Genomic DNA, 11,435 nt, shown 5'->3' on the forward strand with positions numbered 1-11,435 from the left:
GCCCGCACGCGCGCCCTGCGCCGCCATCGCGCTCGGCGGAGCGCCACAGGCGCGGCGCCGCCGTCCGCTCGTCCAGGCTCAGACGAGCCCGAACTTGTAGGTATCAAGGAGCCTGGCGAGGAGCGCCGCGTGCGCCGGATCCGCGAGGGAGCCGAGCCGGGTCACCTCGAGCTCCGCGCTGACGCGCTCGAAGAGGGCGGCGCAGACGCGGGTCGGATCGTGGCGCGCGACGTACGCGATGCCGTCGGGTCGCCTCGGGTGGTCGTGGATCGCGCGCGCCCAGCGGTGGGCGGCCCGATAGGACTCCCCCGAGGTCAGGCGGGCGTCGGCCCCGAGGCGCGCGAGCCCCTCTCCCGTGAGGTTCACGAGCCGCAGCGGCCGCAGCGGCGCGATGCGCGCGAGCCCCCGCGCGGCGAGCTCGCTCTGCTCCACGAAGCGCACGCCGGTCGCGTGGCCGAACACCTCGATGAAGGCGCAGCGCGCGTCCTTCCCGGCGTACAGCACGCCGAACTCGCCGTCCGGCGCGTCGAAGCGGTTGTCGCCCGAGCGACCGAAGTGGAGCGGTTCACGCGTGAGCCAGTGGATCCGGAACCAGCTCCGCCGGTAGATCGCGATGGGGAGCGGCGACGTCGCGAGGTCGGGGGGCGGGTCCGGATGCGCCCCGAGCGTCGTCGTCATCGCGGCGCGTTCTCAGGCCGCGCCTTGCTCACCGAAGGTGCGCGCGGCGAGCCGCACGGGGTCCAGCTCGCCGCGGCGGAGCCAGTCGAGCGGCCGCTCGCCGTCGAGGCGGAGGTTGCCGGAGAGGAAGAAGCGGACCTTCGCCAGCGGGGGGTGCTCTTCGAGGAGGGCCAGGATCTCTTCCATCCCCGGCAGCAGGCCCTCGTCCGCGAACTGCCATGCGGGGTAGAGGTGGCCACGAGCGCCGATGCTGACGGCCAGCAGCCTTCCGGCGGCGCGCCGCGCTTCGATCGCCTGGGGCGAGAGGTGCAGCCCCTCGCCGACCTCCTCGGCGGTGAGCGTGCCCCCTTCGGCCGCGAGGAGCGCGTCCCTCGCCTGCAGGCCGCGGAGGCGGGCCGGCATGAGCGGATCCGCAGCGGAAAAGAGGCCGACGGCGCTCGGCTGCGTGAGCGCCGTCACCAGGGCGTCCGCGTTGCTGGGCGACGCGTCCACCTCGCCAAGCTCGCTCTGATCGAGCCGCTCCGCGACCTGGGTGAGCGCGTCGATGCCGCGCGCCAGGAACGCGACCCGCAGCGGTTCACCATCGAACTGCTGGAGTCGCTCTGCAATTTCCGAAAGGGCGCTGGAGTCCCGATCCTTGGCCATGGCCGACCCAGGGGACGATGCAGCGCGCGCGCAGCGCCGTCAACCAAGCGCCCGGCACCTTTCTGCGTCATTACGACCACGCTGAACGGAACGTCAGTGAAAGCCATTCGCTGTGTCGTTGGTGTCGTTGGTGTCGTTCTTCTTCGGTGAGCTCACCGGCTCCTGGGTTTGTCGGGGACGTGGGAAAGAAGGTCAGAGCTCGACCTGTTTCAGCATCGCGCTGGTGATCGACTGGCGCACGCTCGTGAGCTCTGCCCATGGGTCCCGGATCGTGGCGATCCGCTGCGGCACGGTGTCGATGGTGAACGAGGCGGGATCGAGCGGCGCGTCGAGCTCGTCCCACGAGAGCGGTGTCGCGACGGCCGCGCCGGGGCGCGCCCGCGTCGAGTAGGGCGCCACCGCGGTGGCGCCGCGCCCGTTCCGCAGGTAGTCGACGAAGACCTTGCCGGCGCGCTTCGCCTTCGACATCGTCGCGGTGTACCGCGCAGGATCGAGGCGCACGAGCGCGTCGGCCACGGCCTTCGTGAACGCCTTCACCTCGTCCCAGCCCCTGCGTGGCGCTATCGGGACCACGACGTGCAGGCCTTTCCCGCCCGTCGTCTTGACGAAGCTCCGTAGCCCCAGCGACGAAAGGAGGCGCCGCGCCGTCCTCGCCGCGTCCGCCACGCGCTCCCACGGGAGATCCGGCGCTGGATCGAGGTCGAACACCATCCTGTCGGGCTGCTCGATCCGGTCCACGCGGCTCCCCCAGAGGTGCACCTCGAGCGCCCCCATCTGGACGAGCGACACGAGCCCTCCGGTGGTCTCGATATAGAGATAGGTGCGCTCGCCGTCGTCCTCCTCGACGGCCATCCGCTGGATCGCCTCGGACAGCCCCTCGGCCTCGTGCCTTTGGAAGAAGCATGGCTTGCCCTGGCCTGCGGGGCAGCGGACCAGCGTGAGCAGCCGCTTCTCGGCGTGGGTCAGCATGTGCTCGGCGATCTGCTCGTAATACCGGGCCAGAGCGAGCTTCGTGATCCCCTGCGCGGGATAGAGCACCTTGTCGGGGTTCGTCAGCGGCACCCCGGCGATTTCGACCCGCTCGGCGCCGCCGCTGCTCCGGCCCCCGCGCGGGGCCTTGCCCCCCGTCGTGCTCGCGGCCCTCCTCGGCGCCGCGCCGGCCGCCCTGCTTGGCGCCGCGCCCGCTGCCTCGCCGGGCGGCGATCGCGGCGGCGGCTGTTCGCGCTCGACGGTGACCGACTCCGGGGTGCGGTCCTCGCGGAGCCCTTCGAAGGAGGGGTGTCGCAGCCGTCCGTCGCGCGTCCACTCGGAAAAGCGGACCTCCGCGACGAGCCGGGGCTCGACCCAGCGCGCGCCCCGCATGCGCGGCGCCCCTGAACAGGCCGGCGTGGCGCGTACGATCGAATCGAGGCGGCTGCGCAGGGTCGTCAGCGTCTTGCTCGTGAAGCCCGTGCCGACCTTGCCGGCGTAGGCGAGCTTGCCTGATCTGTTCACGCCGACGAGGATCGCCCCCAGCCCTTTCCGGGCGCCGGACGGCTCGGTGAAGCCGACGATCACGAACTCCTGGCGCCGGCCGCACTTCACCTTGAGCCAGCTGTCGCCGCGCCCGCTCCGGTAGGGAGCCTCCGGGCGCTTCGCGATGACGCCCTCGATCCCGAGCTCGCACGCGTGCTGGACGACGGCGGAGCCGTCCTCCGCGACGTGCTCCGTGTAACGCAGGTGCCCTTCCTCGGGCGCTTCTGCGAGCAGCGCCTCGAGCGCCCGCTTGCGGGTGACCTGTGTGCACCCGCGGAGATCGCGGCCGTCGAGGTAGAGCAGGTCGAAGACGAAGTACATCAGGCGCCCCTCGCGCCTGCCATTCCCGTCGCTGAGCGCGTTCTGGAGGGCCTGGAAGTCGGTCACGCCGTCCGGCCTCACGACGACGATCTCGCCGTCCAGCACGGCCTCCCGCGCAGGCAGCTGGGCGAGGTCGTCGCGCACGCCCGCGAACCGCTCGGTCCAGTCCTGGCCGCGGCGGGTCAGGAGCGTCACGCGCCCCCCGCGGAGCTTCGCGAGCATGCGATAGCCATCGAGCTTGACCTCGTAGAGCCACCCCTCGCCCGGGGGCGGCTCGGTGACGAGCGTCGCGAGCTGGGGCTCGATCTCGCCCGGGAACGGCCCTTTCCGGGCGCCCTCGAGCGCATCCGCATAGGTCAGCGTCGGGCGCGGGACCGCTGCGGTGGTGTCCGCGTCTCCCGTCGCCGCGGACGAGCGCTGGCTGTCCACATCGGCCGCTGTTGCCCCGCGTTTGCGACGGGCAGTCAGGGTTGCTTGTCGCACCGCTTGAGTCCGCCGCCCCGCGCCTTGTGCCTGTTTTTGTCCGGCCATCATCATGCCACCGTCGCTTTTGGTGGAAAAAGCAATTCCGATACCGCAATGGCATCGTCGCCTCCCGGTGGTTTTCCGATTCCCGGACGTTGCGCGGCCGGCTGAGCTCGACATGCGCGCCCCAGAATGCGGCGATCTGCCACGCACGTGGCCTCACCCCTGGCGCGCCAGCCGCGGCTCTGCGCAGCGGATCTCCTCGGATCCTGGCGCACGGGCTCCCGCGCAACATCCGAGTTCCCACGCCTGCCACGGCGCCTGGAATGAACAGGTGCGCAGGACCGCGCGGGTGGTTTAGATCAAGGAAGGACGGACTCGAGGAAATCGGCAATAGAACGAACGCTGCAACGCTGGTGCTGCGCGTCGCCGCCGCTGTGATGGTCGGATGGTCGTCCCGGACGGCGTGAACGGGTCAAGCACTGCCGTGAGGGGCGAGCGACAGGGGGTACGCCTGGTGCCGGACCGAGCTACTGCAGCGCCTCGGAGACGTTCGACGCGGTGATGGCCTGGTCATGCCACCGCTCCAGGGTCGCCAGCTCGACGCACGCCTCGATGCGAGCGTCGTCCAACGGGCTCAGCACGAGCTGCCGGCGAGCGAGCACACGTCGCAGGGCAGCGCGTGCCTCGGCCAGACGTCCCTTGCCGATGCCCTTCTCGATGCCCTTCTCGATGCCCTTCTCGATGAGCCGCTCCTGGACCTGCGGGCTCGCTTCGAGCAGCACCTCGAGGATGCGCTGCCGCCGGGCCTCCACCTCCGGGTCCTCGGCCTTGCCGAACCTCCACAGGAGCTCCTCTCGGGTCGTCGCTGACATGGCCAGGTACTCTAGCATGGCCAGCACCCACTCGATGGGCCGGCGTCCGGCTACCCACCGGCCGAACTCGTCGAGGGCTCGCCCGGAACGGGCGACCAGGAAAGCGATCAGCTCGTCCCGCAGGGGGAGCTCGTTCGCTGCAACCCACAGCACCCAGTGCCCGAGCGGCTCCACGCGGTAGCAGCCGGGCGCGAAGCGCCTGGGCGCGTACACCCGTTGCAGCCACTCCGGCACGTGAGGAGCGACCAGCCAGAGCGGCTCGTGGCCCACCCAGGGCGGCGCCTCTTCCGCTTGCTCGACCCGCTGCAGCTGCCTCGCTTGCCGCCGCAAGAGGGCCCGCTCTATCGCCTTCCGATCCACGTGATCCCCGGCGAGCTTCAGCTCGACCATCACCTCCTCGTGCCCACGCGCCTCGGGCCAGGGCGCTGTCAGCTCCACCAGGAGAGCCGGGCGGTGGATCAGGAGCAGGCCATCGCACTGCACCTTCTCGAGCCGGATCTCCGGTGGATCCTGCCAGGTGATGGCACCTCCAGTGAGGCGCTCCGTCTCTTCGGCGAACGTTCGTTTGGCGAACAGGTCCGGTTGACCCATCGCGCTGCGCGGTAGCAGAGGACGATCGCAGGAGCCAGGGCCAATCGCAGATCAGCGGGATCCGCTGACCGGCTTTCTCACCGGCACTCGCACTCTATCCACCCAAGGCCGCACCGCGACGAATTCTCAAATGAAGACGCCCCGGTCTCCGTAATACGCTTCTCCGTACCGGCGGCGCGCGCGCCCCCGACACGCGACCCGTCATTGCGCGGGCGGCTCGCTCCAGTAGCGCACCAGATCAGGCAGCGCGGTCTCCGCCATGCGGGTGAGGTGCCTCACGTGATCTGGCTTCTGGGTGCCCGGATAGCCGCGGACGTGGAACGCGCCCCTGTGCGCCTCGGACAGGGGGGCGAACCGGAGCTTCGCCTCGCTCGCCTCCCCGGTCAGGTCGTAGATCGCCTGCTCGTCTGCGCCGGCGCCCGGGGAGCGCTGTGCGCCCGTGAGCTTGAGGAGAGCGTCCGTGCTCTCGTGAGTACCGGCGTAATCGCCGTTCGGGGTGATCTCCGAATGGGTGATCGACATCAGCTTCTTGCCGGCGGCCGCCAGCTCGGCGAAGCGGCTGAACGGCTTGAGGCGCTCCATGTCAAGGCTGCGGTCGAGCGGCATGTAGCCGGTGTGGATGCCGTCCAGGAGCAGCACGGCGTCCACCTTGTCGGTGAACCCCGGCTGGTTCAGGAGCCCGCGAACCGCGCCATACCCGGCGCTGAACGCCGAGAGCGCGACGCGCCGGAGCCGGGCGTCGCGCAGCCCACGGGCCTCGAGCGCCACCTGCGCCTTCGCCATCAACGCCGGGAGATAGGAGCGGATCGAGAACTGGGTCTCATACGCGCCAGAGCTGATGCCCAGATTGATGATCATCACAACCGCGTTGAGCCGGGCGCGATCGAACCCCGCCTGCACGACGTCGTTGACCCCATGGAAGTGGATCACCAGATCGTACGCTCCATCTGCCGAGGCGAAGGACGCGGGGATGGTGATGATCCCGTCGGGGATGGGGATCACCGCCGTTCGATCGAGCGTCGCGTCGGCGCGATCCGCGGCAGCGAGGGCCGGCGCCGCCGTTGCTGGCGTTGCCTGGAGCGGCGCGGCCGCTTCGGCCTTCACCTCGACCCGCGCCGCCACCCCCGTCGAGCGCAGGATGGCCGCGGCGGCCGCGGCAGGCTGGAGCGCCGAGCCCGCGCGGAGATCGAAGCCCGCCGCGCCGAGCTGCATCGAGACGAGCCCGCCCACCACCGCCGCGAAGCCCAGGCCGGCGCCCGCGCTCAACGCGATCAAGCGCGACGTGGAACGCCGCGTCGGAGATGCCATGACCGGAGCCGGCGATTCGAACGGCATCGCCATGCCCCCAATCGACGCAGGCGGACGACGGAAAATTAAAGTGGTCTCATCCTCGTCGTGGGGCAGTTGGACCTCCGCGCAAGGGGGCTCAGCGGGGAACATGTCAGCGATGATGCGAGGCCTATGCCACTCATGGCAAGAGCTAAAATTCTACATGATAGGTTCGCATGCGCATGCGTCAAGGAAGTGGACCTGGTCCGACGTAGTCCCATGGTGGTTCATCGTTTGCCCAGGGAAGCACCTTGCTTGCGCACGTAGCCACCGTGGTTCCGGGATTCGTGAGCACCTCTGAGTCGTCGGTGCTCCGACGTGGCACGGCGTGGTACGACGTGAATGTTCAAGCGCCAGCAGATCAGGAAATGACGCGCTCCGGCAAAATCTCTCATGAATTGGCCGCTATCACCGCCACCTTGGTCGCGCTGCGTCATCCCCTGTGCCTCATCGGAACTCGGGACACCCGAGCGCCGGCGCGGTGCGGTCGAGGCCCTGCCGGAGCAGGCCAGTCCGCCCTCCGAGGATGATCTGGTTGGCTCCTGCGCTTCGCGTGGAGCGCGTAATCGACTTCGCGCCATCCACCGCACGACCGCTCATAGACCGACTGACCTCCATGCGCCGGGGTGTCTCGCCGGCCCCCTCGGTGAACCGTTGCACGTCCAACGGCTCACCGACGAGGGGGCGCGCTGAGCGCGGCGCGCGCCCGCCGGGCGAGCTGGCGCGGCATGCGTCGCCCCGACGTCAGCGACGGACGACGCCGCGCTGCCTCTGGAAATACGGCGCGACCGAGGCGGGGCGCACGTGGACCTTGACAGCGCGGGGCGCCTCTGGATCTCCTCTTTCCTCCCCACTCACCCGCACGGGCCACCCATGACCAGCTTCCCCCGCGTGTACGACGACAACACCCAGAGCATCGGCCGCACGCCGCTCGTGCGCATCCGCCGCGTGATCGAAGGCGCGCGCGCGACGGTGCTGGCGAAGATCGAGGGGCGCAACCCGGCGTACTCGGTCAAGTGCCGCATCGGCGCGGCCATGGTCTGGGACGCCGAGCAGCGGGGCGTGCTCGGCCCTGGCAAGGCGATCGTCGAGGCGACCAGCGGCAACACCGGCATCGCCCTGGCCTTCGCCGCCGCCTCGAGGGGGATCGAGTGCGTGCTCAGCATGCCCGAGACGATGAGCATGGAGCGGCGCAAGGTGCTCATCGCCCTCGGGGCCAAGCTGCTCCTGACGCCGGGCCCCAAGGGGATGAACGGCGCCATCGCCAAGGCCGAGGAGCTGGCCGCCTCCGACCCCGGCCGGTACGTGCTGATGCGGCAGTTCGAGAACCCGGCGAACCCCGCGATCCACGAGACCACCACCGGCCCCGAGATCTGGGACGACACCGGCGGCAACGTCGACGTCCTCGTCTCGGGCGTGGGCACCGGCGGCACGATCACCGGCGTCAGCCGCTACTTCGAGCGCGGCCGCGGCCGCGCCCTCCACTCCGTCGCGGTGGAGCCGGTCCACTCGCCGGTCATCTCGCAGACGCTCGCCGGCCAGCCGCTCACCCCGTCCCCGCACAAGATCCAGGGCATCGGCGCCGGCTTCGTCCCGAAGAACCTCGACCTCTCCTTCGTGGACCAGGTCGAGGCGGTCTCGAACGACGAGTCCATCGCCATGGCGCGGCGCCTCGCGTCCGAGGAGGGCATCCTCTGCGGCGTCTCCTGCGGCGCGGCCATGGTCGCGGCGGGCCGGCTCGCGAAGGATCCGAAGTGGGAAGGAAAGACCATCGTGGTCATCCTCCCGGACACCGGCGAGCGGTACCTCTCTGGGCCCCTCTTCGAAGGAATGTTCTCCGAGGTCGAGGCCATGAAGGCCTCGTGAGGTCGACGTGAGCAAGAAGTGTGATGCAGCCCTCTCCGAAGCGACGGCCGACCTGCACGGCATCGTCGACGCGCTGATCGCGAGCTACCGGGAGGACGCGCGCGGGCATCACATCAACAAGCGCTTCACCCCGTCGCGCCAGGAGATCACCGAGATCATCGATCTCCTGCTCCAGGTCTTCTACCCGGGCTATCACGGGCGGCAGGACCTGTCGGACGAGGACCTGCTCTACCACGTGGGCACCCTGGTCTCGACCCTGCGGGACAAGCTGGAGCGACAGATCGAGCGCTGTCTGTGCTTCCAGGACGAGACCGTCGACGCGGGCCGCCTCGACGTCCCGAAGTGCCGGCAGCGGGGGCGCGACGTGGCGCGGCTGTTCATCGCCCGGCTGCCGGAGGTCCGGCGGCGCCTCCTGCTCGACGTGCAGGCGGCCTACGACGGCGATCCGGCGGCGGCCTCGATGGACGAGATCATCCTGGCCTATCCAGGCCTCCTCGCCGTGACGGTGCACCGGGTCGCGCACGAGCTGTACCTCCTCGGCGTGCCGCTCATGCCCCGGATCATGAGCGAGTGGGCGCACACGAGGACGGGCGCCGACATCCACCCAGGCGCCAACATCGGTGACAGCTTCTTCATCGATCATGCCACCGGCGTCGTGATCGGCGAGACGACCGACATCGGCGAGCACGTCAAGCTCTACCAGGGCGTGACGCTGGGCGCCCTCTCCTTGCCGCAGCACTCGCGGGGCGCGCGCGGCCTGAAGCGCCACCCCACCGTGGAGGACAACGTCACCATCTACGCGAACGCCACGGTCCTCGGCGGCAAGACGGTGCTGGGGCAGGGGAGCGTGGTGGGCGGCTCGGTGTTCCTCACGAAGAGCGTCGCCGGCGGCCAGCGCGTCGCGCTCGAGGCGCCGAGGCTGCGCGTCGCGTCGCCGCCCCATGGCACGCCCGCCGTCGGCGCCTCCGATCTGGACAGCATCCTCGACTTCGACATCTAGAGCGGCGCTCTCCTCATCAGAGCGGGCGTCTCATCGATCGGAGTGGCCGAGAGGGCGCTCCGGGGCGACGCGGTCGCGGATCGCCTGCTTGAGCTCCTTGGGCTCGGGGAAGCGCCCTTCGACGGCGCGCGAGAAGAGCGGCGCGCCGTCGAGCGTGATGTCGAAGACGCCGCTCTCGCCCGGCGACAGGAGCACGTCGATCTCGTCAGGGAAGGTGATCAGCAGCTCCTGAGCGAGCCAGGCCGCGCGCGTGAGCCAGCGGCACTTGGGGCAATACCGGATCGCGACGAGCGGCCGTTGCGGGGCGGGGGCGGCGTCCATGCCAGGATCGTAGCGCGAGCGCGCGGCGCGGGGGCAGGCTCAGACGAGGAACGCCCTGGCGAGCCCGAGGAAGATGAAGAAGCCCATGCTGTCCGTGGTGAACGTGAGCAGGACGCTCGACCCCTGGGCCGGATCGCGGCCCAGGCGCTGGAGCACGAGCGGCACCGCGCACCCGACCATCGCCGCCACCACGAGGTTCAGCAGGATGGCCGCGGCCATCACCAGACCGAGCGGGACGCTGCCGTAGAGGGCGGCGGCCGCGAGCCCCACGAGCGTGCCCCAGACGGCGCCGTTCATCAGGCCGACGAAGAGTTCTTTCTTCAGGAGGTGCCCCGTGTTCGCCCGCGTCAGCCGGTCGAGCGCGAGGCCGCGGATCACGAGCGCCACCGTCTGATTGCCCGTGTTGCCGCCGACGCTCGCCACGATGGGCATCAGCGCTGCCAGCGCCACGAGATCCTGAATGGTGCTCTCGAAGATGCCGATGACCCGCGAGGCCAGGAATGCCGTGAGCAGGTTGACGAAGAGCCAGAGCCAGCGGTTCTTCGCGCTCGTCCACGGGGGCGCGAAATAGTCCTCCTCTCCCGCGAGGCCTGCGCGCAAGAGCGCCTCGCTCTGGGCTTGCCGCCGCAGGAAGTCCATCATCACATCCACCGTCAGCCGGCCGACGAGCTTGCCGCGCTCGTCCACCACCGGCGCGGCGATGAGGTCGTAACGCTCGAAGGCCCTGGCCGCGTCGCTCGCGCGCTCCTGGGGCGTGAAGCTCACCACGTCCGTGGACATGACCGCGCTCACCTGCGCGCGCGGCTCGCGGAGCAGCAGGTCCTTGAGCGACAGCGCGCCGCGGAGCACGTTGCGCGCGTCGACAACGAACAGCGCCTCGGTGTGCGGCGGCAGCTCGCCCCGCCGGCGCACGTCCTCCAGCGCGCCGCCGAGGTCCCGGCCGTCGCGCACCGAGACGAGCTCCGGACTCATCAGGTGGCCCACAGAGCCGTCCGGGTACGCGATCGTCGACTGGAAGAGCGACTGCTCGCGCGCGTCGAGCGACAGGTACACCTCCGCCACGATCTCCGGATCGACCGACTCGCTGATGTACGCCAGATCGTCCGGATCGAGCTGGCCGAGCAGCGCGACGAGGCGAGGGCGCTCCGTCTCCGCGACGAGCCAGTCGCGGACCGACCGCGAGGACTCGAGCAGCACCTGTGCGGCGCGGTAGGGCTCGAGCTCAGCCCACACCACAAGGCGATCCGCCTGCGGGAGCACCTCGATGATGTGGGCGAGGTCCGCCGGGTGCAGATCCCTGAGCTTCCTCTGCAGCAGGGCGAGATTTTGCCGGTGGACCAGCGCCTCGACGAGCTCTTTGTTCCTGCTCTCCTGCTTGTGGGTCAGCGTCTCGATGACGCGTTGCTTTTGGAGCAGGGTAGTCACCAGGCTCAGGCTCTCTTGCAGTTTCTCCTGGGACCTGGGCGTGCTCATGGCGGCTCCGGGCGCGGGGGCGCGCCGAGCATAGCCCGGGTCCGCGCGGCCGGTCGTAGGCCGCGTGCGGTCGCGCTCGCCGTATTGACCGGACCCCATGGCTCATGGTTCTGTCGGCCCGATGAAGCGCGCGTTCGATTTGTGCGTGGTTGGGCTCTCGCTCGGAGCGATGGCCTGTGGACCGGGCCTGGAACCCGAGGTGGTCGTGCATCCTCCCCGGCCCACTGTCTCGCCGGAGAGCACCGCCAGCATGACCGGCGGCGGGTGTCCGGCCATCGGCCACGCGGAGCCGCTCATCGTCGACTGGCTCACGACACGCCGCTCCGATCTCGGGCTCGCGATGAAAGACGGCATCG

9 protein-coding genes are annotated in these 11,435 nt (G+C 70.2%); 2 read left to right on the top strand and 7 right to left on the bottom strand.

Going from position 1 to position 11,435, the window contains the following annotated elements; translation table 11 throughout:
• Positions 1–78: 78 nt before the first annotated feature.
• The 5 genes from WME73_RS20065 to WME73_RS20085 all read right to left on the bottom strand — a co-directional run bounded on the left by WME73_RS20065 (position 79) and on the right by WME73_RS20085 (position 6,530).
• Entirely contained in the window at positions 79–678 is a 600-nt protein-coding gene (locus tag WME73_RS20065; protein WP_437747023.1) for an RES family NAD+ phosphorylase, read from the bottom strand.
• Between the two features lie 12 nt (positions 679–690).
• Positions 691–1,323: a hypothetical protein gene (locus WME73_RS20070; RefSeq protein WP_437747024.1), complete on the bottom strand. Its 633-nt coding sequence runs from the start codon at positions 1,321–1,323 to the stop codon at positions 691–693.
• 192 nt (positions 1,324–1,515) lie between these two features.
• Positions 1,516–3,588 (bottom strand): DNA ligase D, encoded by a 2,073-nt coding sequence (ligD, locus tag WME73_RS20075; protein ID WP_437916771.1) that lies wholly within the window; start codon positions 3,586–3,588, stop codon positions 1,516–1,518.
• Between the two features lie 566 nt (positions 3,589–4,154).
• Positions 4,155–5,090, bottom strand: coding sequence for a hypothetical protein (locus WME73_RS20080; RefSeq protein ID WP_437916772.1), 936 nt, complete (start codon positions 5,088–5,090; stop codon positions 4,155–4,157).
• A 201-nt stretch (positions 5,091–5,291) separates the two neighbouring features.
• Complete coding sequence (locus tag WME73_RS20085; RefSeq protein ID WP_437916773.1) at positions 5,292–6,530, bottom strand: hypothetical protein; 1,239 nt, start codon at positions 6,528–6,530, stop codon at positions 5,292–5,294.
• Positions 6,531–7,292: 762 nt separating this feature from the next.
• Here WME73_RS20085 and cysK point away from each other — a divergent pair.
• Together cysK and WME73_RS20095 are read left to right on the top strand one after the other, a co-directional pair.
• Entirely contained in the window at positions 7,293–8,285 is a 993-nt protein-coding gene (gene cysK, locus WME73_RS20090) for a cysteine synthase A (protein ID WP_437747028.1), read from the top strand.
• 7 nt (positions 8,286–8,292) lie between these two features.
• Positions 8,293–9,285, top strand: coding sequence for a serine O-acetyltransferase (locus WME73_RS20095; RefSeq protein ID WP_437747029.1), 993 nt, complete (start codon positions 8,293–8,295; stop codon positions 9,283–9,285).
• 30 nt (positions 9,286–9,315) lie between these two features.
• Here WME73_RS20095 and WME73_RS20100 read toward each other — a convergent pair whose 3' ends face one another.
• Positions 9,316–9,606, bottom strand: coding sequence for a SelT/SelW/SelH family protein (locus WME73_RS20100; RefSeq protein ID WP_437916774.1), 291 nt, complete (start codon positions 9,604–9,606; stop codon positions 9,316–9,318).
• Between the two features lie 39 nt (positions 9,607–9,645).
• Positions 9,646–11,079: a magnesium transporter gene (gene mgtE / locus WME73_RS20105; protein WP_437916775.1), complete on the bottom strand. Its 1,434-nt coding sequence runs from the start codon at positions 11,077–11,079 to the stop codon at positions 9,646–9,648.
• Positions 11,080–11,435 lie beyond the last annotated feature (356 nt).

The sequence above is a fragment of the Sorangium sp. So ce302 genome (assembly GCF_051530145.1).
Lineage (GTDB): Bacteria > Myxococcota_A > Polyangia > Polyangiales > Polyangiaceae > Sorangium > Sorangium cellulosum_B.

Bases quoted from the DNA above. Each gene is read 5' to 3' on its own strand.
- WME73_RS20065 (WP_437747023.1), bottom strand. From the start codon at position 678: ATGACGACGACGCTCGGGGCGCATCCGGACCCGCCCCCCGACCTCGCG.
- WME73_RS20070 (WP_437747024.1), bottom strand. From the start codon at position 1,323: ATGGCCAAGGATCGGGACTCCAGCGCCCTTTCGGAAATTGCAGAGCGA.
- WME73_RS20080 (WP_437916772.1), bottom strand. From the start codon at position 5,090: ATGGGTCAACCGGACCTGTTCGCCAAACGAACGTTCGCCGAAGAGACG.
- WME73_RS20085 (WP_437916773.1), bottom strand. From the start codon at position 6,530: ATGTTCCCCGCTGAGCCCCCTTGCGCGGAGGTCCAACTGCCCCACGAC.
- cysK (WP_437747028.1), top strand. From the start codon at position 7,293: ATGACCAGCTTCCCCCGCGTGTACGACGACAACACCCAGAGCATCGGC.
- WME73_RS20100 (WP_437916774.1), bottom strand. From the start codon at position 9,606: ATGGACGCCGCCCCCGCCCCGCAACGGCCGCTCGTCGCGATCCGGTAT.
- mgtE (WP_437916775.1), bottom strand. From the start codon at position 11,079: ATGAGCACGCCCAGGTCCCAGGAGAAACTGCAAGAGAGCCTGAGCCTG.